Origin of the sequence: Streptomyces sp. H39-C1 (assembly GCF_027158125.1) — a bacterium.
Taxonomy (GTDB): Bacteria; Actinomycetota; Actinomycetes; order Streptomycetales; family Streptomycetaceae; genus Actinacidiphila; species Actinacidiphila fildesensis.
Genome location: NZ_JAPVLS010000007.1, coordinates 1 through 26,253 on the forward strand (window position 1 = coordinate 1; position 26,253 = coordinate 26,253).

Below are 26,253 nucleotides of genomic sequence, written 5' to 3' on the forward strand. Positions count from 1 at the left end.
GGCGCGCCCCACCACCCCCTTATAAGGACACCCATGGCCCGCATCCCGAACCCGGCGCGCGCCCTGCGAGCCCCGCTCATCGCGCTGACCCTCACCACCCTGGCCGCCTGCTCGTCGGGCTCCCCCTCCGCCACCGCCCCGGACGCACCCGGCCCCGGCGCATCGACCCAGCCCCCCGCGACGGCGCCCAGCACACCCGGTGACCCCACTCGCGTGGTGATCCCCTCCATCGGCGTGGACAGCTCCCTCCTACGGCTCGGCCTCAACGCCGACCAGACGGTTCAAGTCCCTCCGCCGGACCAGGGCATGACCGCCGGCTGGTACACGAACAGCGCGGTACCCGGCCAGCGCGGCTCCTCCGTCGTCATCGGCCACAACAGCACCCGGTACGGCAAGGCCGTCTTCCACGATCTCGCGAAGATCAAGAAGGGCGCCGACATCGCCGTCCGCGGCGCCGACGGAAAGACCGTCCACTTCACCGTCACCACCACCCAGACGGTGAACAAGAAGACCTTCCCCACCCAACAGGTCTACGCCCCCACCCCGACCCCCACCCTCCGCCTGATTACCTGCGACGGCTCGATAGACCCCCAGGGCCACCCCGTCGACAACCTCATCGTCTACGCAACCCTGACCTGAGCCGGCCCGACACCGGGTGGAGAGTGTCGGGAGGAACACCTGGATGCCGCAGGCCTCGTCGTGGTCGAACGGGGACAACTGGGCTCAGGGGTGCGGTCACTCCTGGCACCGTGATGCCGATGCCGACCGGGTCGATCACGCCGGTCGGCTCGGCCACCGCCGGACAGCGCGGCGCACCGGCTCGGTGATGGCGTGTCCCACCGAGAAACAGGTACGGATCCCCCGTTCGCGCAAGTGACGCCAGCGCTCCACCGACCGCTCACTGACCCGCAGATCCTTTGCGATTATCGCGGTCTTCTCACCGCGAGCGGACTGCCCGCCCACCTCGCACCGAATCCGCTCGCGCAATCACCTCTGCTCCAGGGTCAGTCCGCCCCCTACGCCTAACGAAGGGATCAGCGCAAATCACTCCGCGAACTCTCCGAAGGGACCAGTCATCGAGCAGTTCGCAGTGATCGTCCGGCAGGACTGAGACGCGACCATCGCCGCCGTCCCCACCCTTCTGCGGCCCGACGTCTTGCGGTGGTCATGATCCTCAAGCCACGTGTGAGGGTTGACGAATTGGGTGGGTGTCGAGGTCGGGTGTTGTCGCCTCGTGGCGACGATCATTCCGGCGGCGAGCTCCGAGGTCTTTCAGCCGCATGGCCGGGCGTTCCACCAGGTGCCAGGAGAGCATTGCCACGATCAGGGTGCCGCCCATGGCGAGACCCAGGTAGGCGCCGAAGCCCCAGCGTGCTCCACCTAGCGCGGCAAGCGCTTGTTCCACCACGAAGCCATAGATGTAGATGCCGTACGAGTAGTCGTGCTTGCGGCCTATTCGCTGGAACGGCTTCGGCAGCCGGATGGCCAGCCACAGCAACAGATAGGCGAAAGCCGGGACGCCGAGGGCGAAGAAGTAGCCGTAGCGCAGGGTCAGGAGCAGTACGAGGCCGGAGACGACGCCCAGTGGATCGCTGACCGGTACGCGCTCCTTGTACAGCTCGATCAGCGCACCGAGGGCGAAGGCGAATCCCAGGTAGACCACCCAGTCCACGTCGAGCGCGCCCATCAGGGGAACGTCGAAGAGCCCGCCGTGCTTTGCGGCGGGGGCTCCGTACATGTATCGGTTGCCGATCGCGTCGCTCAGGATCAACCCGCCCAGGACCACGGTCACCGCGAGGACGGCGCGGCGGGCGCGGGTCAGGGATCCGGTCAGGGCGAGCAGTGCCACCCCGAGGTAGCAGAGAACCTCGTACTTGAGGGACCACAGGGCGCCGTCGAAGGCCGTGTTGAATGCCAGCCCTTTGGCTGTGGCTGTTTCCATCACACCGGAAACGCCCCACTGATCGATGCCGACGGCCCAGTTCGCCCGCAGGTAGGCGAACGGACCGTACGCCTGGTCCCGGAAACCCGCCAGGCCACCGTGCTGCCGCCAGTACAGGAACGGGGCCACGACGAACGCCGTGACCGCCAGGCAGACCCACAGACCCGGCAGCAGTCGCAGTCCGCGATGCCACAGGAAGCGCCCGACGGGGAGCCGGTTTCCGCTGCGCGTCACGAGAATGCCGGACAGGAAGAAGAACCCGAACACCGACATCTTCCCGAGGTCGATCTGCCCACCCGAGAACGTGTGGCCGAACTCACGGCCGCCGAACCCGAGGATCCGTGCATGAGAGACCACGACGGCTGAAGCCAGCAGCAGCCGCAACAGGCCCAGGCTGTTGTTGCGACCGGAGAACAGGTCGGAGACAGGGCCGAGCGACCAGCGGAAACGGGACAAAGGGGCACTACGGCCGTGCATGGCGCTCCTCGCGAACGGTTCCCAGAGGGGCGCTCTGCTGTTGTGACAGGACTGATCAGTTTGTGTGGAGAACGTATGGGTGTCAAAGGAAGATCACAGCTTGCGGGCTCTGCACCGTCGTGACCTGCCGCATCGCCGGTCCCAGGCCATCGCTCCCGGCGACCCAGGACGGCACACGCCCAGGCATGACCGCGCCCGCCTAGGCCGGTCGGCATAAGGGGCGCTGGTAGAGCTTCATCCGGCCCGGACGCTGCACGAGGGCGGGCAAGCATCCCATGGGGTGCTTGCCCGCCCTCGTGCCTGTGTCGATGAACCGTGTGGGGTGTTAGTTCCAGCTGCCGGTGATGGCGACGGTGGTGGGGGTGCCGGGGATGCCGGTCGGCTCGTCCGCGGCGTCCCACTGGCGGTTGGCGTGACGCAGAGTGTGCTTGATGTGCCCGTCGGCGGTGACGACCGCGGTCTGGAACTCGCCGTCCACAGCAGCCGCGTCGATGCTGATCACCGGGTCCTGGCCGAGAACGCCGCTGAGGTCACCGAAGACGCTCCAGGTGCCGTTGGCTGCCCGGGTCGAGTGCTGGATGCCGCCGGTCGCGTTGGTGACGACGACCTGCAGGTCGCTCCCGATGCCGGCGAAAGCCATGCCGGTGACCGGACCCAGTGTGCCGGCGAGCTGCTTGAGCTCGCCCCACGCGGACCAGGTGCCATTGGCGTGCCGAACAGCGTGGAAGGCCTTCTTGTCCGCGACGACGCCGATCTGGAGTTCATCGCCGGTCTGCGCGGTAGTCACCTGGGTGGCGTTGCCGAGCACGCCGAGGGACGCGGTGACGTCTCCCCACTTGAGCCACTTGCCGCTCGCGTCCTGGATGGTGTGGTAGATCCGGCCGTTCGCCAGAGCGATCAAACTGACCTGACTGCCTGCGGACGTGGCCGCGATCTTCGTCAGGCCCGGCAGAGCACCGGTCTCGGCCGTCAGATCGCGGAACTTCACCCACGTGCCGTTGGGATTACGGGCTCCCTCGTAGACGTGGCCGTCTCCGCCGATGGCGAACACATAGTTCTTCCCCGAGATCGCGGCGTCGGCGGTGACCTTCACCTCGCCGATGCTGCCCGCGGCCTGCTGTACGTCGCCGAACACCGACCAGTCGCCGTTGCTGTCCCGCGAGGAATGGAACAGGCCGGTGCTGGTCGTGGTGAGCATCTGCAGTTTCCATGGCGTCAGCGTCGCAGCGACGGCCTGACGAATCCATGCGTTGATGTCGTCGACACGGGTGGCGACCGCACCGGTGCGGGTCTCGTCCGAGCCCAGGCAGCCACCCTGCCAGGAGGTGCTCGCGACAGCCGCCAGCTCGAAGTTGCCGTTGACGGCGCGGAACGCCGGGGCGCCGGTGTCACCCTTGCAGACCGCGGTACCGTCGATATTGACCGAGGTGCCGTTGACCTGGGTGGCGGTAAACGCCGCGGTGTGGAGGGTGCCGGGAACCCAGATGTCCTTGGTGCGACCGTAACCGGCACCCTTGAGCGCCTCGCCCTGGGCCGGGGCAGTGGTCGCCGGGTGCAGGGGCCTGACACCGATAACCGGGGCATCGAGCTTGGCCAGCACCAAGTCCCGGTCCTGACGAGGCACCAGATCCACGATCTGGCGCACTGCGCCCGCGGTACCGGTCAGGTCGGTGCGGCCGATCGTCGCAGTGGCCTTCAGCTTCGGGGCGCCGGCCGGGAGTGTCTGCGGCTGGGCAGGGTCATCGGCGAAGCAGCTCGCAGCGGTGATGATCCACTGGTTGTTCAGGAGAGTTCCGGTGCAAGAACGCTGACCGCCACCGATGTCGAGCTTCGTAGTGAATGCGAACTGTCCGTTTGCCGTGGCGTCGCCTGTTACGGCCTGGGTCGACGGGGCGGCGAGCACTCCGGCGGCGACGGTGATTGCGAGGAGTCCGGTGGTCCAACCGGTGCGTGAATGTATGCCTGCCACGATGTGCTTCCTTTATGCCAAAAGTCTGGGGACCGCCGAGGCGGTGGAGGGTCTGCTCCGAAGAGGCCGAAGCAGTCCGAAGAGCGCCGACGGGAGCGCGGGTCAGGATTCAGACGTTGGGGAATCCCGGTGTTGTCCGGTCGGTGTGGTGGAATCCGATCGTGTTTCAGCCGGTGACGCGGAGGGCGACCAGGACCGAGGGGGCGCCGTCTGCGGTTCCTTCGCCGACGCTCTTGGCGCTGCCCTTGGCGACGTCGACCGTTTGGGTGGTGCCTTCGGCGGTGAGGTCGGCGCTGATGGGGTGGTCCGCGGTCTGCAGGCGAATGACGTCGGGCACTTCCAGCGTGAGGTTGCCCGTCTTGGCGTTGGCCTGGAAGCAGATCTCCGAGGCGCCCGTCCAGACCTTGATCTGCTGGGCGGAGGTGCCGCATGCGTCGAGGAGCAGGATGTGGCCGTCGCCCTTGATGAGCTTGATGCCCCGCTGCTGGAGAATCTTCGCCGCATCGGGGTACTGGAAGTCCTCCACCGCGGAGGGCGGCGCCGTGTCAGCGGCTCCTGCCGTGGCAGGAGCGGAAGTGGTGGAAGCCAGGGCAGGTGCACCGACCAAGGCTGTGAGCACACTGACGATTCCAGCGGCAAGTATCAGTCTGCGGGCGCGAAATGTCACCGACGAATTCCTTCCGGACGTGGGCGACTGCCTTATCCGCGGCCCCCCACAGATGTAATCAATACGTAAAGATACGGCAGGAAAATAGCACACCGGATCGCTGCCCCCTCGGAAGCCACCGAGGCTTACGGGCGCGGGGTGTTCGATGCTAGGCAGTGCGGTACGGTGCACTTCGCCGCAAGTCTGAGACTGTACCTGGACTCGGTCCGGACGGCACGCACCGCAGGTCGATCACCGGGGGAACACGGTGTCACCGTTCGGCCGGTTCTCTCCCCGGCCGAATCTGAATGTGTGAAGACTTCGTAAAGCAGGCACGGTTATGCTCACGGCGCCGAGATTCGGTATCTGGCAACGGGAGTTGTCAGTCAGTGAGATGAGTATTCCCTTGCGGCAGAGACTGCATTTGAGTCAAAATAGAGGGAGGACATCTCACGCTACACGCGTGCTGTGCCTGACCTTGCTGCTCCTGGCGTTCGTGGCGAGCCTGCTGGGGCCCACACCCGCCATCGCCGATGATGCTTCCGTCAGTGACGGGACTGTCAGTGGTGTACCGCCTACCGAGCGGGGCGCTGTCGTCGAGTATTGGAAGGCTGGGGGGCCAGGGGTCAAGGCCGCTGCGGAGGTGGCTCTGACCGGTACCGACGAGGACGTCCAGCGCTTCCTGGGTCTAGCGGAGAATGAGGCGTTCCGGGATGATCGGGTGACTGCTGCCCAGATCGGCAGTGTGGGTGGTCGGCGTCTGCAGGAAGCCGTGAACACGGCGTTGTCAGGGACCCCAACTGCACTGGAAGAGTTCCTGCAGAACGGTTGGCGTGTTCCGTACCAGCAGGATGAGCGGGTGCGGGTGGCGCAGGTCGTTGATGTGGCGGGTCGTCGTGTGCAGGCGGCGGGGAATGCTGCGTTGAGCGGTACGCCGGCTGATGTGCAGGCGTTTTTGAGTCAGGGTCAGTACACGTTGCGGGATCAGGACGAGCGAGTGCAGCTCGTGCAGATCCTGGATACGGCGGGTCCTGAGGTGCAGGCGGCCGGTGAGCTGGCGTTGAACGGTTCCGCGGATGATGTGCGGGAGTTCTTGCAGGTCGGCCTGTATGTGGCGCGGGCGCATGACCAGGAGTACACCAGTGTCGTGCAGTTGGCGGAGCAGGCGCGGGTGGCGGGCCGTCAGGCCAAGGCTGAGACCGTGGCCGCCAAGGATGCCTCGGCACGTGCGGTGACCGCGTCGCAGTTGGCGAAGAACGCGGCCAAGGAGGCCGCCACGGAGGCCAAGGCGGCCGGTGGTGACGCGAACAAGGCGGCGTCCGCGGCCGGGCGTGCCGCGTCCGCGGCCAATCAGGCTGCGAGTGCTGCGCAGCAGGCGATCAGTGCGGCGCGGTCGGCGAACAATTCGGCGCGGGTTGCGGCCAATGCGGCAGCGCAGGCCGCGTCGGCGGCGGCGGGGGCTGCTCAGGCGGCGTCGCGGGCGCGTAGTGCGGCGGCCGATGCGGCTGTTGATGCCGGCAAGGGTGTGGCTGCGCATCAGGCGGCCGATGTCGCACGGGCTGCGGCTGCTGCGGCAACGACGGGGGCCAATGCCGCTGAGGAGGCGCGCAAGGCGGCCACCGATGCGGGGGATGCGGCGCTGGCTGCGGTGGGGGCGGGCGTGGATGCTGGTGCGGCTGCCGATGCGGCCGAGGAGGCCAGCAGTTACGCGGACCAGTCCGATGGGCACACCGCGCAGGCCAAGGCTGCGGCCGCGGCCGCGCGTCGTCATGCCGGGGAGGCCCGGCGCGCTGCGAACGCTGCGGTGATTTTGGCCCGTAAGTCCGCGGTGGCGGCCGGTGAGGCGCGTGATGCGGCCCGGTCGGCTGCCACGCACGCGTTGGCCGCCGCGGCGGACGCCGACAAGGCTGCCACTCTCGCGCATGACGCGGTCACCGCTGCCAACGAGTCGACCCGGCATGCCAATGAGGCCACCGCCGCGGCCAACGACGCCGGCGCCGCGGTCGCCAAGGCCCAGACCATTTACGCGCTGGCCCGTGAGGTCGACGCCGAGGAACTCCTGGGCCGTACCAACGCCGGGATCGAGCAGGCCCAGGACCGAAAGGCGACCGACGCCAAGCAGACAGCGGACCGGGCGCGGGCGGTCCAGCAGAACAAGGACCTCGCCGCCCAGGCAGTGCAGTTGGCCGCCCAGGCCGCCGCGCCGGGTGTCGATCCGAAGGTCGTCGCGGCCAAGGGCCGCAAGGCCGCCCTGCTGACTATGCAGACCGGCAGGCCATGGGCTGTGGCCGCCGCCGAAACAGCGTTGTCCGGGTCCGACGAGGACGTCGTGGAGTACTTGCGTACCGGCGGGCAAGGGGCCACGCAGCAGGACGAGCGTGCGGCGGTGGCCGATCTGGCCGGGCAGAGCCCGCTGGCATCGGTGCGTTCCGCGGCCGAGGAGGCCCTCAAGGGCGACGCGGCCACGATCACCGCGTTCTTGACCACCGGCCAGTACCAGGCCGCGGTCCGGGACTTCCGCCTCTACATCGCGCAGGTCGCCTCCACCGGCGGGCGCCGCGTCCAGGACGCGGCCAATGCCGCTTTGAGTTCGGAGTCCGTCGAGCAGTACCGGCAGTTCATCACCGACGGGCAGTACACCGCCCGCTCCCAGGACGAACGTGTCCGGGCCGCCCAGCTGATCGACAGCAGCAGCCCGGAGGTGAAGTCCGCGGCCACCATCGCGCTGGAAGGCCCGCCGCAGCTGCTGCACGACTTCCTGCAGGACGGGCAGTACAAGGCCCAGCGTCAGGACCTGCTCACCATCACCCATACCGCGCAGGTCCAGCAGCTGATCGCGGAAGCCGCCGGTATCGCGGCCATCGCCCAGCAGAACGCCGCCGAGGCCCGCAAGGCCGCAGCCCTCGCCCGCAAGGCCGCCGCCGAAGCCACCACCGCCGCGAACCAGGCCAAGGCCTCCGCCGCCTCGGCCGCCGGCTTCGCCGCGCAGGCCAAGGCCTCCGCCAAGGACGCCGAAACCTCCGCAACCAGCGCCGCACAATCGGCCAGGACCGCCCGGCGAGCCGCCGCCGACGCCGCGACCTCTGCCGCCAAGGCCACCAACTCCGCCACCGAAGCGGCGATCTCCACCGCGACGGCCCACGCATCGGCCACCGGCGCCTGGAACGCCGCGAACGAGGCGCGTGCTTCCGCGCTGGCCGCCGGCAAGGACGCCGCCGGCGCCCAGCAAGCCGCCCACGACGCCTTTATCACCGCCACCGCCAAGGTCAAGGCCGACGAGGAAGCCGCCGCCAAGTTCGAACGCGAAGACCCCGGAGCGATCGCCCGCCGCCAATACCGGTGCGACACACCCCTGGGCTGCTACGTCGAAGACCCCCACTTCTGCCAGCACAACGACGGCGTCTGCCAAATCATCAACTACGGACCGGTCGTCCTCGACGCCGCGAAGAAGCTTCTCGCGGTCGAGGAAATGGTGATATCCCTGTCACCGAACGGCGCCGTCATGCTGTGCGTCGCACAAGTGACCGGCGGCACACCGGACAACACCGACTGGTGCGACCTCCTCCACCCCGACCAGTTCACCGGGGAAAAACTCCACCTCCTGACCGCGTTGATGAAGAAGCTGCGGCACATCCCGTGCCCGAAGTGCTTCCTGGCCGGCACCAAAGTCCTCATGGCAGACAACTCCACCAAGAACATCGAGGACGTCCACAACGGTGACAGCGTCCTGGCCACCGACCCGATCACCGGTGAAACTGGCACCCGCAAAGTCACCCGCCAGATCGTCACCGACGACGACAAACACTTCAACGAACTCACCCTCACAACCCGCAACGGACCGCAAAAGCTCACCGCCACCAACGAGCACCCCTTCTGGAGCCCATCAGCACACCGCTGGCTCCAGACAAACGAACTCACCCCCGGCACCACACTCCTCAGCAACGACAGAACCACCGTCCCCGTCCAGGCCAACCGCGCCTTCGACCAGCACGCCCGCACCTACAACCTCACCGTCGACGACCTCCACACGTACTATGTACTCGCAGGCGACACACCCGTACTAGTACACAACAGTGGTCCCGGGTGCGGATCAAATTGGATATCACCCAGCGCACTTCCGCACCACTATATGCGAACGAACGACAAGGGCATTATGCACGCCGAGGAGTTCGGCGTAAAGGGTCCCTATAACAAAGCCAATGCCGAAGCATTCATTCGCGCCATTGAGCAGTTCGTGAAAAATCCTGGAACGCGAAAAATCGAAGGTACATTTCGAGGACAAGCCGCCGCCCACTATGTCGACGACACAGGACTTCACGCATCATTTGCCACAAGCGGTCCGAATATCGGAGAATATCTTGGGGGATGGCGATCCGACGGCGCGCAGCTAGAGTTCCTGCTCCGAGACGGGAAGTTGTAGCGCCGGTAATTCGCGTGATGGACTCGCCCCGTTCGAGGATTCGAAAGGAATGTCGCTGTGAAGATTGAGCTGTCGGATGACCAAGCTCTCGTCCTGTTCGACTGGATAAGCCGCGTCCTGCAGAGAGAGGACTTCTCACTGCTCGTTGATGACCGAGCTGTCTGGTCGGCTCTGTTCAGAATCAGCGGGACGCTCGAGACGCAAACGTCGACAATCTTCGACTCCAATTACTCCGCACTGTTGGAATCAGCACGTCAACGACTGATCGGCGAACTCGGAGAATTTGGTAATCAATGAATTGACGGATGCCACAATGGCTTTCGTCAATAAATGGCGCCCGTCTCCGAGCAGTTGATGTCCGAGAACTCACGTTCGGCAGCGCCTTAGTAGGGTCGGGGACTGGAATCGGAGCACCAACCACCGTGCCAGTCCCCGACCCTACTGAGCTACTCACGCGCAGGGTCAGCGGACCTCATGCGCGTGGTGCTTGCTCTTCGGGCACGTGAGAGTGGCCGGCTCCGCCTGCGCGGTACCTCGTTTCCAACGGTGGTTTGTGTGGGAGGCACGGTCCTCTCACGGCTGACGGGCATACTCAGGTCAACGCAGGTTCCTATGCGAAGTTGGAGCGTAAGCGGCCGCCGGCGATGTGGGCGAGTGCCCTGGCGTGGCATGGGACTTTGTTGTCGGGGATCTCGTCGAACGCGCACCAGACGAGGCTGCCGCACTTGTCCGGCTCTGCGTTGTACGGCTCTCCTCCCATGACATGGCCTGGTAGAAGGCGCCGAGGCGGGGTTCCTCTCCCGGAGGCCGGTGTATGAAGTGCGCGAACTCCAGGCCTTGGGAGGCGACGCGGACACCGATCTCTTCCAGCCCCTCGCGGGCGGTCCCGCCGTGTGCAGGTTCCCGGGCCGCCAGGTGCCCGGCCAGAACTTGCCAAAGTCCCGCGTCGTATCCGCCCTTGCGCAGGCTCAACAGCAGCTGATTGTCACGGACGAGGAGATGGACTTCGCAGACCGACGCCAACACCGAGATCCTGGCGCAGAACGCCCAGCTGCATGCCGTCGTGAAGGAGTTGGCGACCGTGCCATGGAAGGGGCTGAAGAACTGTGCGCCGCAAGGCGCTGACTGCGGCGATCGACGCGATGTCGCCCTTCCGCCGCGTCACCGGCCCTGCCACGCGGCAGCACATCAAGGCCACGCTCCGCGCGTCCCTGAACGACGCGATAGGCCAGCAGATCATCACGTTCAACCCGGCGGCCCACGTCGAGATCGACCCGGTGCGCAAGCCCAAGGCCCTGGTGTGGACGGACGAACGGGTCGCCAAGTGGGAGCAGAGCGGCGAGAAACCATCGCCCGTCATGGTCTGGACGCCCGAGCAGACGGGCGCGTTCCTCAACTTCGTCGCTGGCGACCGGCTGTACGGGATGTGGCACCTGATCGCCTTCCGCGGCCTGCGCCGGGGCGAGGCGTGCGGACAACCCTGGTCGGAGACCAACCTCGACCGGCATGCCCTCACCGTCATGGTCCAGCTCGTCCAGGACGGCTGGGGGGTCGAAGCCTCGGAGCCGAAGACGGACAGCGGCTTTCGGGTCGTCGCCCTCGACGACGACACGGTGGGCGTCCTGGAGCGGCACCGCAAGCAGCAGGACGCGGACCGTGAGGAGTAGGGGCCGGCCTGGGTGGAGACCGGGCACGTCTTCACGCAGGAGGACGGTTCGTGGCTGCACCCCGGCAAGGTGACCGATCACTTCGAACGGCTCGTCGCGGCTTCGGGCCTCCCGCCGATCAGGCTGCACGACCTCCGGCACGGGGCGGCCACGCTCATGCTCGCCGCCGGCATCGACGTGAAGATCGTGTCGGACACGCTCGGGCACAGCGACACCCGGATCACGCGTGACATCTACCAGAGCGTCCTCCCCCGCGTCGGGAAGAGCGCCGCCGAGGCGATGGCCAAGCTGATCCCCCTTCAGCGCAAGGCCGATGAGGAGAAGGCCCGTAAGGCCGCCAAGAAGGCCAAGCGGAAGAAGGCGAAGAGCAAGGGCTGACGCGCTCGCGCTCACGCATCGCTCACGCACGGGATCTCGCGCCTTGGCCGCCGCATGCGCTGAATCACCGCGGACAAGCAAAAGGCCCAGGTCACGGGCTATGTGACCTGGGCCTTCTTGGGGCCGCCTTCGGGATTCGAACCCGAGACCTACGCATTACGAGGTGTCCGATCTTGTTCCGGGGAGGTTCAGTAACGTCCGCGCATCGCCCAACATCGCAGGTCACAGGCCAAGGCATACGCCCGTGGACTTCCACGGACGCCTCCGAACAGAGTGGCAATCGAGACCAGCACTGAGACCACGAAACCTTTCTACCCTCGCACCTCGCGCAGCAAGGGCAGGATGTACCGCTGACAGTCGACGAGTTCGCCATCAACAGGTGATCTACGAAGTGCTGAGAGCGTCGCACAGGCGGCCCGGGCCCAATTAATCCTTGCGCTCGTCGGCGCCCGCCCACACGGACAGCAGTTGCGGGTCAAGATCCAAAGATTGAGCCACCTCGATCAACGAACTCGGGAACGCTCTCTAGGCGCCTCTTGGGCGCCCAGGATTCACGTCCAATCGCATCCACCACCAAGACACAGCGGCCGATGGCGGGCTGCTTGATCTTCACTACGGTAACTTGCGTCTGGTGCCCTTCGGGCTCCCTCAAGAACATCTTCTGGCCCGGTTGAACCTTCATGTCGGCACCTCCTCCGAGGTGGGTCTCTTTATCCGGCATACCTCGGTTGGGAGAAGTGCGCCACCTGAGCGGCGGAGAGCGCACAGCTGGGATAGGATCGTCCTACTGGCCTAGGTGTTTATGCAACACTCGCCAGGCGGCGTGGCGTTGGAAGTTGCGTGGGCGCGCAGGCATAATGACCTCATGCTTGCATCGCTGCTGCCTGGTATCCGTGAAATTCGGACGCCGTTGGTTACGGGTTACATCTGGCTCATTTCCCTGTGGCTGATCTTTGGGGATTACATTCCGGGAAGGCGCCAGGCGCCAGGCCAGATAAGGCAAGTCTACAGTTTCGCTGACTTCTTCGGGAAGTCGGCAATTCTGGCCGTGGTCACCTTCATTGCCTACCTGGCCGGTACTTTGCTAGAGATTAAAGCGGTGACTGCTCTCCGCCCGATTCTTCGCATTAGACGAGACGTGCAGAAGGACATTCACGGGAGACAAGCTTGGGACGAGCTGGCTCAGCCTAATCGTATTTTGAAATTCCGCCCGCTACTGACCGGGCCAGCATCTGAGACTCTCGAAAGGTATGTTCACAACAAAGTCCAAACGGCCGTACCGGAGAGTGCGGGGAAGTGGCTTGCCAAGGAGTCCTTTCGCGCGAGAGAAATTCTCACAGCTGATCTTGATCAAGTTCGTACGCGGCTATTCGCTGCGAATACTGACCTCTACGGTGAAAGCGACCGACAGGCTAGCGAGTCGGACCTTCGGGCTAATGTGGCGCTAGCGGGTGCTTTTTTGAGTATCGTTTTGAGCTGGAAATTCAGCTCTCTATGGCTTCTGCTTCTCCTTGTGAGCGCAATTCTGATGATTCGAGGAGTTGCTCTGGCGCGGCAAGCCAACGACATACTCGTGCAGGCCGTTGTTACTGAACTGGTCACATCGCCAGCACTGGAGCAGTATCTCCATGAGGTTGAGCAAGAGCACCGCAGAGAAGAGACCGGAGAGGAGGCCAACTAGTGCGCCAATGGTCAGGGACCGTACCGCGCCCGGATCACATTGCGAGGACGCTTAGGCCGCGATCCGCTTCCTACGTGCGCTGGACTCCGAATCAATTCGATCGCCCATTCGACCTGCCCCTGTGCGACAGTTGAGCTGCGGCGATAGTCCCCGGTCGTCCGGGGCTGTCCGGCTCAGTACGGCGCGTAGTACCTCAGTCAGACACTCAGTCGTGCGCAGGAATGGAGAGGAAGCCGCTTCCGGCGCCTGCGACCCACGAGAGCCGGCTTCGCCGACTGCTGTAACACGCACTGGTGTTACAGCCTACCGGACAGCCCGGACAGCTCCCTCTTTTGCTGTCCGGTTGGTTTCCGCAGGTCAAGTGAGGTAACCGGACACCCGGACAGCTGGGACACATGTAGCCCAACTGCCGATTCGGCGGTTGGGCGATCTCCGGGTGGCACGTGCGCAGTCAACGAGCCACTGTCGCTGTAGTCATCAGTTCAGGACGGACGAGCGCGGATCCGCATCTCTGGTGCGGGTTTGCTTGGGCCAGGCTGGTCCTCTTGCCGTCAGCGGCCTCATCGACGATTCTCAGGGTGTGACCGCGAATCCGCGCTACGACAGCCAGTTGGATACATTGATGGCGCTCATAACATATCTGGCACTGACCAGATGGCGGAGCCGGTCACCTTACGGGTTGGCCAAGGACTTGGGGTTATCCGAAGCAGAAGTGTTGCAGGCCTTGACAGGTTTTCCTGGATTATTCCGCAGGAGCAGCAACCTCTACCTCACAGAGGTAGGTAGACAGAACTCCTACACCTTGCATGCCAGATTCGCACGACGCCGCCCGCGGGGACAAGACCCCGCCGATGGTCAGGCACTCAGCCCGCAGAATCTTGCCCTCTTGAGCGACCCCGAATCGTCTCAAGACGGCACAGGGGAAGAGTTGGACGCGGAGACTCTCAGGGCTCTCTTGGACTTCGTTACAAACCAAGCTAGGGCGGAGAGAGAGGTACGCCTCCACTTGGCATCCCAGCGTTGGCTGCTCCTAGGCGTTTCGCTTACCGCTCTGGCCAGCTTGACGGCTGCAGTGATTCAGGTCCTCAGCTAGTCAACCGATCTACTCGGCCACATCAAGTTGCCTGGTCATGGACCCGGCCTCAGATCTTCATGCTTGCCGCGGTTCCACGTGATGACACCTTTTTTGCTGGGTATAACCGCCAGCAACGCCCACGCTGACGGAGCTCCAAAAGGGCTCCGACTCGCGGAAGTGCCCGCCGCCCGTGTGCCACTGGACTCCTGGGTAACCGTGTCGCAGAGATCGGAGAGAGGCTGAAGCGAGGCCGCACCGCTTGTAGCCCTCATAGGAGTAAGGGGATTCCACCCAGCCGATTGCGCACAGATCGCAGACTACGTATTCGACCTCGAATGCCAGGTCAGCTCTGAAGTATGCCGCTCGTATGCGCCAACCAGTCCGCTCAAAGTGCCCGGCGGGCCTATCGACCCAGGGCCTCGGCGGGGTGGAGGTCCGGTCGAAACAGTAGGACTCGGGGTATGCCCATCTGCGGATCCGGTCGCGCCAGGTCGGCTTGTCGGGCCACTCTCGTACCCAATGCACGTGGTCAGCGAGCTGCGCCAGAGCCCGGATTGCCGCTTCCTTCTCTGCCATGCGCTCTCCTCCCGTGCCTTCCGTGCTTCTGCAATTGCCGGCGGTCATGGCCAGTCCTGGACGCCTGGACCTTCGCCGGCGAACAACTGTCGGCTCGCCTCTGGTCCCAAACAAGGCCATCAGTCCGTGGTTAGGTCGGATCGCATGGCTCTGCGGAGGGAGTCGAGTGCATCGCTAACCGAACGCATTGTTGAAGACCACTCGGAATCTGCGCTTATGTCGGGTTCGTCAAAGCGGTCTCGTAAGTCTCGAACACGCATGAACGCCTGCTCGGCCGATTCACTGAGCATCGCAGGAGCGATGATCAGCATCTGGTAGCGGAGGTGGTAGGCGTTGGTCGATCCGAGGATCTCACCTGCCTGCTCGACGCGCTCTTCCCTGGCGAGCCCAGGGCTGCGCTTCAGGTCTCGTAGGCGATGCGTAGTGAGCGAGAGCGCTCCGAGGTATTCGGCGTAGAGCTGCCGCTTTATGCCACGCTCGCGAGCCGAGCTTTCTCGTTGCCAACGCGACCGTTCGGCGATGAGGGTGGTGCTGACGCCCAGGATCGCGCCCAGCGCAGTGCCTGCCAGAGTCCCCCAGTCCACGGTCTGATGGTACGGGCGGGGCGTACTACGGCCTAGAGGGCCGGATCCGCAAGCCGAGCCGACGCCTCAATTTGGGAAGCTCACGCCTTCTGGAGTCAGTTGCTGCGCTGACCTGCGGCGGGCCGATCTTGAGGCCGCAGCTACACCCGCCACCCATCCCCGCTGGTCCCTGCACGCTCTGGCACGGGTGTGGCATACCGCCACCACTCGCACCAGTGCTAGGACGGAGAGGCAGCCGCCTCTGGCGCCTGCGACCCATGAGAGCCGGCTTCGCCGACTGGCTGCAACACCCCCTGGTGTTGCAGCCCTCTGTAACCGGACAGCCCGGACACCTCCCCTTTTTGCTGTCCGGTTAATTTCCGCAGGTCAAGTGGGGTGACCGGACAGCCGGACAGCTGGGACACCTTGGCGCCGGCAGGGGCGATGGTGCCAATCGACACATCCGGAGCCTGGCGCGTATCCAAATCCGATGCCGAAATACGTCATCCGATTGCCACATGCGATGTGGATATGCAAAGATCTGGATCACGGCGAGAAGTGGTTGCACCAGCGATCGCGGCCGGACAACTCCCTTGAGGTGGCCCGTGACCATCGATCCTTCAGAGCCCGCTTGGACCCTCAAGCCGGGCGACACCATTGAGCGCAAGGTCCTGCACGGCACGTTCGGCGGGCGCACGCAGGGCGGCATCGGCCCGTCCGCGAAGACGCCTAACGTCATGATCTTCACTGACCCCGTAGCGGGCGAGAAGCACGGCTACTACGACGGTTGGATGCCCGACGGGCGCTTCCACTACAGCGGTGAGGGACAGTACGGCGATCAGCGGATGATCTCCGGCAACGCCAGCATCCTCAACCACAAGGCAGAAGGGCGCGCACTTCGCGTCTTCCAGGGCGCCCGCGGAACGGTCACCTACCGGGGCGAGTTCGTCGTTGACGAGGAAAACCCCTGGTACGAAGCCGATGCGCCGGAGACCAATGATGGGCCCCTGCGGAAGGTCATCGTCTTCCGGCTGGTGCCTGTCGACACCGACCCTCAGGCCCCGGTCACCCGGCTGGGCCGGCTGCTGAACAGCGACCCCAACACGGTCGATGAACTGGCCCTGGAGCGGAACGAGACGGAGAAGACGTTCGTCGACCCGAACCGTGAGCCTTACGAGGCTGAGCGGAAGGAAGCAGCCCTCGTCTCAGCGTTCGCCGACTACCTGAGCAACAAGGGTCACCAGACCTGCCGCCACCGGATCCTCCCCCTCGGCGAGACCCGGCCCCTCTTCACCGACCTGTACGCCAAGAAGCTCGGTCTGCTCGTCGAGGCCAAGGGCAGCGTGACCCGGGAGAACGTCCGGATGGCCATCGGCCAGCTCGCCGACTACGGCCGCTTCGTAGACCACACCATCCGCGCCATCCTCCTGCCGTCCAAGCCTCGCCAGGACCTCCTGGATCTCGCTGAGAGCCAGGGCTGCGCAGTGATGTGGCCAGAGAAGAAGGGCTACGGAACCACCAAGCCGGCCGTGCTCCCGTTCTGAGCACGGCCGAAGGGCCGGTGCTCTGGGTGAGCGGTGCAGGGATCGGGAAGGTCGAAGCCCGTTTCCCTTCCGGGCACCTGATCGCGCCAAAGGAGTGGCAGTAGCAGGCGGAGATTCAAGACACCTACTGCCACTCCTTCGCATCCGTCACAGATGAGCAATGCGGATAGATTCAGGAATCATCCAGAGATCGAACTTGCCGCCTGCTGCCCCAGGGCCGATACAACAGCCCCTAGGGCAGATGCAGTAGCGGGTTCGAGGGCTGTCACCAGTCTATTAGTCAGGCGACGGAGGCGTCCTCTTTCGGGTTCGCTTTCTCCGGCTGCCGCTTCAAGTTCCCTTGAGACGGATTCAACTTCGGCTTGCTGTGCCTCATCCAAACTAAGGGACGGTAGTCCCTCGCGAGCAACTGTTGCGAAGTGAATCAGTCGGACCAACACGTCCGGATCAATTCCGGGATTGCTGTTCTGCGTGAAGTCAGATTGGGTTCCCACGACAACGTTCTGAGATCCCTCAATTTTAACGTCGAATTTTGGCCCACTGGATGCAGGCGGGTTCAAAAATTCAGACACTGATTTCTCGCTTTCTGAGCAGGCTACACCCCTGGCTGTCAATGCAGGGTTAGTAAGGTGAGATTCCTGTTCGCTCTGCGCGCCGAAGATGAGGCTAGCTTCGCGCAAATATGATACGACGTGCGCGATATCAGAAGATGTGAAATATTGGCCAGCGTAGATGGCGTGCTGTGACGCGCTAAAATCCGCCATGCTATGCGGGGTTGCATTGTGGAGATGGTGATCATAAAGCCAATGCAGAATGGCGAGCCGAAGAGCTACAATGCGAGCAGGGGCATTGTTCCTCTGCTCGCGCATGCGCGAGCAGAACTCTCTTCCGAATGGGGTGATGCTTACATCGTCACCCACGGAAGGGAGTATGAGCAGACCCTCGGCAATCAACTTGCGGGCACTGGATATCGCGACTTCGTGGTCCATTGGTGCGTTCTGTAGATCAACGCGACCACGAATGTCGTCGCGTGTCTGATCGCACACATATTCGAGAAGGGCGTTATCCTTGATCGTCAAGTCCACGCCTGCAACCTTACCGCTTCAGGGTGAGCTCCGCATCTACTCGGATCTTTCGCATGCGGATCTCATGGCAAGTCCCCGTACCACAGGGTGTGGAATTTTGCTAGCATCTGTCGAATATTGCACATGATACGCAGGTTCTGGCTATGATTTGAGGAGGAATTAGCTACCGGGAGGTCTAAATGACTAGTCAACTCCGAAGCGGCGTTTCGGATGTGCGCGAATACCTCTATGTCGACACACCCAGGGTTCGAACTCTGCTAACACAATTCGGCGCGGGACTTCCGGAAGGACGCCGCTCGGAGCGAACGCGAAATTGGACTGCTTCTTTTGCGGAGGTCGAAGAACTGGGGAATGTAGAGGGGTCGAATGAACAGGAATACCGATCGCTCGCGGACCTCCACGTTGCCATGCTGGAAGAGGACGCTGAATCGCTAGATATGCTGGTTGATGTTAGCGGAATTTCCCAAAAAAAGAAGAGCTGGAACCTGGGGCGACTTCATAGAGAACTTCTGTTGGGCTCACTCATTCGAGTAACTGGCCCCACTCAGGTTATCGACCCGTCGGCATTTGCGGCATCGGCGTCTGCTTTTGATAAATTTAGCGAAGATAGTTCGTTTTCGCAAAATGTAGTAGCCATCACTGAGGCAATGTATCGGGGCCATCTGGCCTTGAGGGTGTTTCCCTGTGGAGTGGATGAATGGGAGTATCAATACTGCGGTTTGATTGCCGACCCTGGAGGGTATCTGGCGGCAGAGCGGTCAGCGCTTTTTTCTCGACTGGGGGCAGACCCGCAAGAATGGACCGTTGTCGCCTCTATTAGCAGGATTCCATCGCGAGATAATGTGCCGCCAAGCACTCGATTTGAAAATGCTATGAACTCGATTCAGAGCGCTTTCCAAAATGGGCCCGATTCCATCAGTCGGAGAGCTCTAGAAGTGATGATTCAGGAAGCCAGCAGGGCTATGGAAGGAATGGGATTGAGTGAAGCACCAACATGGCCTGCCATCGCAGTAACTCCTCTTGCTATTTACCGCAAGATCCAGCGCTCCAACATCACTCCGGATCTAAATAACGAGGATTGATTGATCCAATTCGAATATATAGACCAGGACACTCTGTCCGGGTCGACTCCCGATAGACCCATCACGCTGGGTGCCGAGACCTGATCGAAGTCACCGATCCAACGCCAGGTCGGTACCGTGAGAGACGCCCCTACTCGGCAGCGGGAGGCAACACCCATGCGTGGCCTTGGAGATCACCTCAGCATCGGCGAACGGATCGCGTTCTACCGGAAGCGCCGCGGGTACACGCAAGAAGTGCTTGCCGGGCTGGTGGGACGTAGTACGGACTGGTTGGCGAAGGCGGAGTCTGGGCGGCGCCGGCCGCCGCGGATCGACATGCTCGCGGAGCTCGCGCGCATCCTGCGGGTTCCGCTTGGGGACCTCGTGGGTCAGTCGATGCTCGTGGAAGACGAGAAGCAGCAGGACGACGTGCCTGCTGTACGTGATGCGCTGATGAGCCCGCGGCGGCTCTCGCGTCTGCTGTTCGGGCCGGAGGTGGATGCTCAACTCCCGACACCCGCGCCGGCCGCGGTCCGTGTTGAGAAGGCATGGAGCGACTACCAGGGCGGTCGTCTCGGAAGCGTTCTCGCTGCCCTTCCCGCGCTTCTCCTCGCTGCTCAAGAGCTGGAAGACCGGGCTGCGCGCCGTGAGGAGGACCATCACGACTGCTGGGCGGTATCCGCGCGGACACACCACCTTGCCGCAACGACCCTCGCGAAGATCGGAGAATCAGACATCTCATGGCTTGCTGCGGAGCGCGCCATGCAAGCGGCCGATGCCTCCGACGATCCCTTGGTCCTGGCATCTGCTGCGCGGTCCGGGACGCATGCCCTGTTGGCCAACGGACGGTACGAAGCGGCGATGTCGTTGGGCGATGCGACTGCAAATTGGCTGGCTCCACGTGTGGGGGAAAACGACCCTGCGGCGTTAAGCCTGCTCGGCATGATTCATTTGCGGGCCGCGGTCGCCGCAGCGCGCCATCAGGATCGGCCCACTGCCACTCGCCTCTTGGGCCGTGCCGCGGAGCTCGCGGACGATCTGGGCTCGGATGAGAACTACTGGCAGACCGGCTTTGGCCCGACGAACGTGATCCTGCACCGGCTATCTGTGGAGCTGGATCTCGACAACGTCTCGTATGTTGTGGAAAACGGGCGGATCAACGTTGATCACATGCCGCAGGAGCGCAGCGTCTCGCACCGGATCGATTTCGCGCGGGCCCTCTCCCTCACGGGGCATGGCGATGATGCCTTCGCCGAACTGCGCAAGGCGGAACGGACTTCGCCGCAGCTGGTACGCAACAATCCAAGGGTGCGCGAGACGCTGCGGGACTTGACCAAGCAGTCTCCCGTGACTGCGGGCTCTCGCTCGTCGGAAGTGTTCGTGATGGCCCAACGGTGCAGGGCGGTGCAGTGAGCACAGGGAAGCGTGGCGTTCTCGGCGTAGTGGGTTCGGCCGCAGGCGGAGTGGAAGCACTCCGCACGGGGCTGGTCGAGCCGGCGATCGAGCGCGGCTGGCAGGTGGCCGTGACCCTGACGCCTACCGCGGGGGCTTGGCTGCGCCAGAACGGCGAGGTGGAGCGACTGGAGAGGCTGACCGGTCTGACAGTACGGGATGCACCGCGATTCCCCGGAGAAGCCCGCCCGCATCCGCTCGTTGACTGCTACGCCGTTGCCCCTGCCAGCGCCAATACAGTCGCCAAGATCGCGGCAGGCATCGCGGACAATCAGGCGCTTACCCAGGTGGGCGAAGCCATTGGGACGCTCGGCCTGCCGGTCGTCCTCTTTCCTCGGGTGAACGCTGCGCATGCGCGACATCCGATGTGGCGGCGCCACCTCGAAGTGCTGACGGAGGCGGAGGTTCACCTCGTCTACGGAGCGGACGTGTGGCCGCTGTACGAACCTCGCGATGCACCGGCCGGACGGGAGCTCCCGTGGAGCGCAGTCCTGGACGCAGTGGAGCAAGCGACGAAATGACGTTCCGTCAATACGGTTGACCTGCAACGATGATGGACCCGGACACTCTGTCCGGGTCCATCGTCGTTCACCAGCTCAGGCTGTTCCACATGTCAGAGACGTTCGAACGGAACTGCGGCGAAGCGGGCCTCACGCCCGCTCAGTGCGCCCTGATCAGAGCGAGTCTCAACAAGGCGCGGATGGAGACGGAGCGGCTGGTTCATCGAGCCGATACCGTCACCGAGCTCGTGCTGAACCGTCTGAGTCAACGATCTGCTCAAGGCGCTCAAGGCGTTCTCCAAGAAGACGGATCGTCTCGTGCATAGCGCTGATCTCAGTGGCGAGCGTGAGGAACGCGGATCCATCGCGCTGCGCGCCATCGACGGGCCGAGAAGGATCGACCACGAAGGTGCCGCGTCCCACTTCGGAGAACACGAGGCCTTCGTCTCCAAGCTCTCGGTAGGCGTTCTGCACCTTGACGATGGTCACCCCGTACTTCTTCGCCAGTTCGCGGGCTGCCGGCAGTTGGTCGCCGGGGCCGAGCTCTCCGCGCACGAGCAATCGTCGAACGTCTGCGGCGATGTCTTTGGCCGTGGGGCGCGGTGTGCCGGGGCTCTTCTCCATGCGTCCGAGCGTAACTGGGCTAGGTCAATTTCATCCTCCGCCCTGTCTTGACGATCCGGATCGACCTGAGTAGCTTCATGTCCAACAAATGAGCCTAGGTCAATCTGGATCAAGAAATGATGCGCGCCTGTACTTGCCCGTGCGGCAGGACTCCCCCAGCAAGGTCGCCTGCCGCCGGGTTCTCCCTGTTCCTTCGTCTTCAGGAGAGCCCCATGCGTACGTATATCGGCGGCCACCAGGCCGTTAGTGACACCGACTTCGTCGAACTGGCCCTCGGTACACCGGTCGAACTGTGGCTCGGCGTCGAGGGCGAGACCGAGATGGAACGAGCGGCCCGGCTGGCCGCGGCCCGCGACATCCTCGCGGACGATCCCGACCTTCCCGACCGCGTGAGCCAGATCGCCGCCGAGGCGATCGAGGCGTACGCCCCGGAGCTCTTCAATGTCGTCCCGCTTCCCAGCAACCAGGGCCGGCGCCGGCAGGCGCGGCGAAACGGGGTGGCGGCATGACAACCGCACCCGAGACCGTACGGCCCACGGTCCCGCCCCTCACGGAGTCCGAGACGTGGCTGTTAGGCGTAGTCGCCGTGCTCGCAGCCGGAGTGGGCGGGCTCGGGTTGGCTTCTTCGTTCGAGGCGGTCTCCGGTGCCGGCGCTCGCTGGGGCTTCGCGTCCCCGTGGATGCTGCCCGTCGGTATCGACGTTGCGATTCCCGTTTTCACCGCGGCATTTCTGCTGCTGATCCGCACGGACATGCCGTTGGGCTGGGTGCGGTTCCTACCGTGGGCGCTGACCGCGGTGACCTGCTGGCTGAACGTGGCCGCAGGGCAGTCCCTGTCGGCGAAGATCGCGCACGGCACGATGCCGCTGCTGTGGGTGGTCCTGTCCGAGGTAGCCGCGCACGTGTACGCCTCGCGGATCGGAGCGGTGACCGGCCGGCGCATGGAGAAGATCCGCCGCTCCCGCTGGCTGCTCGCCCCGCTGTCCACTTTCGCCCTCTGGCGCCGGATGACGTTGTGGGAGATCACCTCCTACTCCGAGGTGCTGGGACGGGAGCGGGAACGCCTGCTCGCCCGTGCGGAGCTCCGGGAGCGGCACGGTCGGCGGTGGCGCTCGCGTACCCCGCGGCGGGAGCGCGTGCTCCTCAAGCTGGGGGAGTTGGTCCCCGCGGCCGAGGTCCTGCCGCCGGTCGTTGCGCCGGTACCCGAGCTGCCGCAGGCGCCGGCGCCCAAGCCGGCGCGCAAGCGCAGCGGGAAGGCGAGGGCGAAGGCGCCCAAGGCATCTCGCACACCGGCCGAGCTGCTGGCCGAGGCGCGGGAAACCACGGCCGGATGGCCGGACGACGGGATCAACGCCGAAGCCATCCGCACCACGCTGCGCTGCTCGGCAGCCAACTCTCGGATCCTGCGCGACGCGCTGCTGACCGAGCGAGCCGACAACCGGCGCCTGCACCCCGTTCAGGAGAACGCCTCCGCTGAGGCTGTGGCCTGATGTCCTGGATCGTCGGCAAGTGCTACGACCCCCACGGCGCAACGCACGGGATACCGACCTACCCATGGCGCCTCGCCCCTGACGGCATGGCCACCCGCCGACAGTTGCGCGCCCTGGGCCTACGGCCCGGAGGCCAGCCCGTCCGGGCACAGGTGATGCTCCCGCGTTACCGCCGTGGGCCGTTGGTCGCATACCTGTACGCGATCACCGACGCCAAGCCCGTCCGGCCGATGACGCCGGCGAAGCGCGCCGCGCTCGCCAAGGCGATGACCGCCCGCCGCACCTGCCCGCAGTGCCACACCGACGCCGGATACGTCATCCCCACATCGCTGGGGACGTGCGTGACCTGCGCCTATCCCGAGGAACAGCGCGCCGCGTAACGCCAACGACAGGGCCCGACCGCTCACCTCTCACAGCGTCGGTCGGGCCCGTCATCCCTCGCACTGGAAGGAAAACCAGTGAAGCACCCCGATGACGAGAACGAACTGTTCAACCGGCTGGAAGCCGAGATGAACGCCGACTCCCACGGCGACGTAGTCGACCTGGACAAGGCGCGATCCGCCCGCGCGGATGCGACCGACGCCAAGCCCGACCGGTCGCCCGACGAGGGAGGCAACTCCACCCCGCCGCAGTCGACCGACCCGGACACCGACGCGTCGGGCAACTCCCGCCCGACGCTGGTCGACCTGACCGCACCCGCGGCGTCGGGCCCGGGACTGCTGGATCAGATCAAGACCTCCAAGCGGCTCGCGATCGTCCCGCCGTGGATGAAGTCGATGCCGGAGTTCCGGGACGCGATGCGCTGGTTCGTCGGGCACTTCTGGCACACCGCCCGCTATCACGCGCTCCGCACGCTCACCACGTACGTGCCCAAGCTCGTGATCCGCGCCCCCCGCGGACTGCTCACCACCCTGTCCCGGGTGGCCCGCTGGTCGGTCGACGCCGAGGGAGACCCGCTACGGCAGGCCGAAGCACGCCGCGAGAACTCCGAGCTGTACCTGAAGCTGTCCCGGCAGCGCGACCGCCGGGTACGCCTGCGGATGATCGTCACCCTTTTCGGTTCGCTGTCCGCGCTGCTCGCAGGCATCTACCTCGTGTGCGGGGCGGGACCGATGACACAGTTCATCGCGGCCGCGGTGGCAATCGTCGGGTTCGGGTGGGCGGGGGCGCCGGCCGATGCGCCGCTATCCTCTCGGGCGGTCATCAAGCCCGAGGTACAGAAGCTGACCGGCGACATGGTCGTCAAGGCCATGGCCTCCATCGGCATTGGCCAGATCGCTTCCGCGGTCGCCAAGGGCGGGGACGGCATCAAGTTCGTCGCCCCGATCACCCGCGATGGTCTGGGCTGGCGGGCGGACATCGACCTGCCGCTCGGTGTGACGGTCGCCGACGTGGCCGACCGGCGCTCACGCCTCGCCTCCGGGCTCCGTCGCCCGCTGGGCTGCGTGTGGCCGGACGCCGACCCGAACGAGCACGAAGGGCGGCTCGTTCTGTGGGTCGGAGACCGGGACCTGTCCAAGATGGGCGACGTCAAATGGGCGCTGTCCGACGCCAAGCGGCACGACATCTTCCGTCGCGTCCCGTTCGGAGTGGACCCGCGCGGGCGGGCTCAGTCGGTGCCGATGATCCAGCACAACATACTGGTCGGCTCGCTTCCCGGGCAGGGCAAGACCAGCGCCGTGCGGGTGCTGGCCTGCGGTGCGGCGATGGATCCGAGCGTGGAACTGTGGCTACACGAGAACAAGGGCACCGGCGACCTGGACGCCCTCGAATGCGTCTCCCACCGCTTCGTCTCCGGCATCCATGACGAAGCCGTCGCCTACGCGGCCGAGTCCCTGGCGCTGCTCCGCAAGGAGGTCATGCGGCGGGCCGCGGCCATCAAGAAGCTGCCGCGGGACCTGTGCCCGGACAAGCGCATCACCCGGGAGATCGCCGACAAGCGGTCGCTGAAGCTCTGGCCGCTGCTGGCCATCTTTGACGAGTGCCAGAACCTGTTCGCGCACGCCAAATACGGCAAGCAGGCAGGCGAGGACGCCGAGTTCATCATCAAGCTCGGACGCGCGCTCGGCGTGATGCTGGTGCTGGCCACCCAGCGACCGGACAAGGACTCCCTGCCGACCGGGATCAGCGGCAACGTCTCCATCCGGTTCTGCCTCAAAGTCGCAGGTCAGATCGAGAACGACATGATCCTCGGCACCTCCGCGTACAAGAACGGCGTGCGCGCCACGGCGTTCCGTCCGGAGATCGACGCAGGCAACGGCTACCTCGCCGGCGCCGGCACCATGCCGTCCGTGGTGCGCACCGCGTACCTGAACGGCCCGGCTACCGACGCAAACGCCCAGCGGGCTCTGGCGCTGCGCAAGGCCGTTGGGACGCTGTCCGGACACGCTCTGGGGGAAGCAAGCGAGACCGCCGCAGGCCCGACGTACGACCTGCTCGCCGACGTCGTGGCCGTCCTTCCCGCGAGTGAAGAGCGCGTGTGGAACGAGCGGATCGCCGCCCGGCTGGAGGAGTTGCGGCCGGAGGTCTACCGCGGCTGGAAGGGCGAAAACGTCACCAGCGCGCTCAAGCCGCACGGCATCAAGACCCAGGGGATCGCCGGCACGACCGACGACGGAGCCCGCACCACGCGCCGCGGCATCGTCCGCGCCGACGTCATCCAGGCCATCGCGGAGCGTGACGGAAAGGCAGGCGCGGCGTAGGCCCGTTCGACCGCTACCGGTAGCGGGGTGACCTGCTACCGGTAGCACCCCCGCTAGCACCCCATCTCAGGTCCCATCTGCGATCTAGCACATAGCACCCCACCTGCGAAAACCCCGAGAACCGCCCTGGGAGGGCTCCGATGACCCCCATTGCCGCTGCTATCGCCTGCCTGTTCATCATCACGGTCTGTTACGCGGCGATGTGCGCGGGCAGCCCGTTCGGCCGCTGCCGCAAGTGCAACGGCTTCGGCTACTCGATCAAGACCGACCGCAAGGGACGGCCCCAGCGCGGCAAAAGCTGCCGCCGCTGCAAGACCACCGGCAAACGCATACGCATCGGCCGCTGGATCTTCAACCGTGCCCAGCGGATCTACCGCGAAGGCAACCGCTGACCACCCCGCC

The 26,253-nt window shown here is 64.9% G+C and carries 20 protein-coding genes and 2 pseudogenes; 14 read left to right on the top strand and 8 right to left on the bottom strand.

Features of this window, described 5'->3' with window-relative positions; genetic code table 11:
- The first annotated feature begins 33 nt into the window (after positions 1–33).
- Positions 34–639, top strand: a complete 606-nt coding sequence (locus tag O3W51_RS06600) for a class F sortase (RefSeq protein WP_138355775.1) — start codon at positions 34–36, stop codon at positions 637–639.
- 219 nt (positions 640–858) lie between these two features.
- On the opposite strand, the pseudogene O3W51_RS48750 reads toward O3W51_RS06600, so the two are convergent.
- The 4 genes and pseudogenes from O3W51_RS48750 to O3W51_RS06615 all read right to left on the bottom strand — a co-directional run.
- A pseudogene (locus O3W51_RS48750) lies at positions 859–987 on the bottom strand (helix-turn-helix domain-containing protein); the annotation flags it as partial.
- Between the two features lie 187 nt (positions 988–1,174).
- A complete protein-coding gene (locus O3W51_RS06605; protein ID WP_198358811.1) occupies positions 1,175–2,419 on the bottom strand; it encodes an acyltransferase family protein in 1,245 nt (414 codons plus the stop codon).
- Between the two features lie 325 nt (positions 2,420–2,744).
- Complete coding sequence (locus tag O3W51_RS06610) at positions 2,745–4,388, bottom strand: trypsin-like serine protease (protein ID WP_269284523.1); 1,644 nt, start codon at positions 4,386–4,388, stop codon at positions 2,745–2,747.
- Positions 4,389–4,554: 166 nt separating this feature from the next.
- On the bottom strand, positions 4,555–4,995 hold the full coding sequence (locus tag O3W51_RS06615) for a hypothetical protein (RefSeq protein WP_232485923.1): 441 nt from the start codon (positions 4,993–4,995) through the stop codon (positions 4,555–4,557).
- A 502-nt stretch (positions 4,996–5,497) separates the two neighbouring features.
- Here O3W51_RS06615 and O3W51_RS06620 point away from each other — a divergent pair.
- Entirely contained in the window at positions 5,498–9,454 is a 3,957-nt protein-coding gene (locus O3W51_RS06620) for a polymorphic toxin-type HINT domain-containing protein (RefSeq protein WP_198358807.1), read from the top strand.
- Positions 9,455–9,511: 57 nt separating this feature from the next.
- Positions 9,512–9,751 (top strand): hypothetical protein, encoded by a 240-nt coding sequence (locus tag O3W51_RS06625; RefSeq protein ID WP_198358805.1) that lies wholly within the window; start codon positions 9,512–9,514, stop codon positions 9,749–9,751.
- A 300-nt stretch (positions 9,752–10,051) separates the two neighbouring features.
- Here the strand turns inward: O3W51_RS06625 and O3W51_RS48755 are convergent, their stop codons facing one another.
- A complete protein-coding gene (locus O3W51_RS48755) occupies positions 10,052–10,480 on the bottom strand; it encodes an NUDIX domain-containing protein (RefSeq protein ID WP_368860188.1) in 429 nt (142 codons plus the stop codon).
- Between O3W51_RS48755 and O3W51_RS48400 the strand changes: the two are divergent.
- Both O3W51_RS48400 and O3W51_RS06640 read left to right on the top strand, forming a co-directional pair.
- Positions 10,455–11,499: pseudogene (locus O3W51_RS48400) on the top strand (tyrosine-type recombinase/integrase); the annotation flags it as partial. The gene O3W51_RS48755 and the pseudogene O3W51_RS48400 sit on opposite strands and share 26 nt — an antisense overlap.
- 865 nt (positions 11,500–12,364) lie before the next feature.
- Positions 12,365–13,180, top strand: a complete 816-nt coding sequence (locus tag O3W51_RS06640) for a hypothetical protein (protein WP_269284536.1) — start codon at positions 12,365–12,367, stop codon at positions 13,178–13,180.
- 1,770 nt (positions 13,181–14,950) lie between these two features.
- On the opposite strand, the gene O3W51_RS06645 is transcribed toward O3W51_RS06640, so the two are convergent.
- Positions 14,951–15,415 carry a hypothetical protein gene (locus tag O3W51_RS06645; RefSeq protein ID WP_269284540.1) on the bottom strand — a complete coding sequence of 155 codons (465 nt, stop codon included), beginning with the start codon at positions 15,413–15,415 and terminating at the stop codon, positions 14,951–14,953.
- 584 nt (positions 15,416–15,999) lie between these two features.
- On the opposite strand from O3W51_RS06645, the gene O3W51_RS06650 reads away from it, so the two are divergent.
- A complete protein-coding gene (locus O3W51_RS06650; RefSeq protein ID WP_269284543.1) occupies positions 16,000–16,938 on the top strand; it encodes a restriction endonuclease in 939 nt (312 codons plus the stop codon).
- A gap of 179 nt (positions 16,939–17,117) precedes the next feature.
- On the opposite strand, the gene O3W51_RS06655 is transcribed toward O3W51_RS06650, so the two are convergent.
- A complete protein-coding gene (locus tag O3W51_RS06655) occupies positions 17,118–18,023 on the bottom strand; it encodes a hypothetical protein (RefSeq protein ID WP_269284546.1) in 906 nt (301 codons plus the stop codon).
- Positions 18,024–18,202: 179 nt separating this feature from the next.
- Here O3W51_RS06655 and O3W51_RS06660 point away from each other — a divergent pair, with 179 nt between their 5' ends.
- From O3W51_RS06660 to O3W51_RS06670, 3 genes are all read left to right on the top strand, one after another.
- Positions 18,203–19,105, top strand: a complete 903-nt coding sequence (locus tag O3W51_RS06660) for a DUF6414 family protein (RefSeq protein WP_269284549.1) — start codon at positions 18,203–18,205, stop codon at positions 19,103–19,105.
- A gap of 156 nt (positions 19,106–19,261) precedes the next feature.
- Positions 19,262–20,497, top strand: a complete 1,236-nt coding sequence (locus O3W51_RS06665) for a helix-turn-helix domain-containing protein (RefSeq protein WP_269284552.1) — start codon at positions 19,262–19,264, stop codon at positions 20,495–20,497.
- Positions 20,498–20,547: 50 nt separating this feature from the next.
- Positions 20,548–21,057, top strand: a complete 510-nt coding sequence (locus O3W51_RS06670; RefSeq protein WP_269284556.1) for a flavoprotein — start codon at positions 20,548–20,550, stop codon at positions 21,055–21,057.
- A gap of 216 nt (positions 21,058–21,273) precedes the next feature.
- On the opposite strand, the gene O3W51_RS06675 is transcribed toward O3W51_RS06670, so the two are convergent.
- Positions 21,274–21,660: a GntR family transcriptional regulator gene (locus O3W51_RS06675; RefSeq protein WP_269284559.1), complete on the bottom strand. Its 387-nt coding sequence runs from the start codon at positions 21,658–21,660 to the stop codon at positions 21,274–21,276.
- A 212-nt stretch (positions 21,661–21,872) separates the two neighbouring features.
- On the opposite strand from O3W51_RS06675, the gene O3W51_RS06680 reads away from it, so the two are divergent.
- The 5 genes from O3W51_RS06680 to O3W51_RS06700 all read left to right on the top strand — a co-directional run bounded on the left by O3W51_RS06680 (position 21,873) and on the right by O3W51_RS06700 (position 26,243).
- Positions 21,873–22,169, top strand: coding sequence for a hypothetical protein (locus O3W51_RS06680; protein ID WP_269284562.1), 297 nt, complete (start codon positions 21,873–21,875; stop codon positions 22,167–22,169).
- Positions 22,166–23,149, top strand: a complete 984-nt coding sequence (locus tag O3W51_RS06685; RefSeq protein WP_269284565.1) for a DUF2637 domain-containing protein — start codon at positions 22,166–22,168, stop codon at positions 23,147–23,149. The genes O3W51_RS06680 and O3W51_RS06685 overlap by 4 nt, the downstream gene beginning before the upstream one ends.
- Positions 23,149–23,529 carry an RRQRL motif-containing zinc-binding protein gene (locus O3W51_RS06690; RefSeq protein ID WP_269284568.1) on the top strand — a complete coding sequence of 127 codons (381 nt, stop codon included), beginning with the start codon at positions 23,149–23,151 and terminating at the stop codon, positions 23,527–23,529. Before O3W51_RS06685 ends, O3W51_RS06690 begins: the two co-directional genes overlap by 1 nt.
- Positions 23,530–23,607: 78 nt before the next feature.
- A complete protein-coding gene (locus tag O3W51_RS06695; protein ID WP_269284571.1) occupies positions 23,608–25,851 on the top strand; it encodes an FtsK/SpoIIIE domain-containing protein in 2,244 nt (747 codons plus the stop codon).
- A gap of 140 nt (positions 25,852–25,991) precedes the next feature.
- Entirely contained in the window at positions 25,992–26,243 is a 252-nt protein-coding gene (locus O3W51_RS06700) for a hypothetical protein (protein WP_269284574.1), read from the top strand.
- Positions 26,244–26,253 lie beyond the last annotated feature (10 nt).

Coding starts and splice junctions, on each gene's coding strand:
- O3W51_RS06600 (WP_138355775.1), top strand. CDS start 34: ATGGCCCGCATCCCGAACCCGGCGCGCGCCCTGCGAGCCCCGCTCATC.
- O3W51_RS06605 (WP_198358811.1), bottom strand. CDS start 2,419: ATGCACGGCCGTAGTGCCCCTTTGTCCCGTTTCCGCTGGTCGCTCGGC.
- O3W51_RS06640 (WP_269284536.1), top strand. CDS start 12,365: ATGCTTGCATCGCTGCTGCCTGGTATCCGTGAAATTCGGACGCCGTTG.
- O3W51_RS06660 (WP_269284549.1), top strand. CDS start 18,203: ATGACTAGTCAACTCCGAAGCGGCGTTTCGGATGTGCGCGAATACCTC.
- O3W51_RS06665 (WP_269284552.1), top strand. CDS start 19,262: ATGCGTGGCCTTGGAGATCACCTCAGCATCGGCGAACGGATCGCGTTC.
- O3W51_RS06675 (WP_269284559.1), bottom strand. CDS start 21,660: ATGGAGAAGAGCCCCGGCACACCGCGCCCCACGGCCAAAGACATCGCC.
- O3W51_RS06680 (WP_269284562.1), top strand. CDS start 21,873: ATGCGTACGTATATCGGCGGCCACCAGGCCGTTAGTGACACCGACTTC.
- O3W51_RS06685 (WP_269284565.1), top strand. CDS start 22,166: ATGACAACCGCACCCGAGACCGTACGGCCCACGGTCCCGCCCCTCACG.
- O3W51_RS06690 (WP_269284568.1), top strand. CDS start 23,149: ATGTCCTGGATCGTCGGCAAGTGCTACGACCCCCACGGCGCAACGCAC.
- O3W51_RS06700 (WP_269284574.1), top strand. CDS start 25,992: ATGACCCCCATTGCCGCTGCTATCGCCTGCCTGTTCATCATCACGGTC.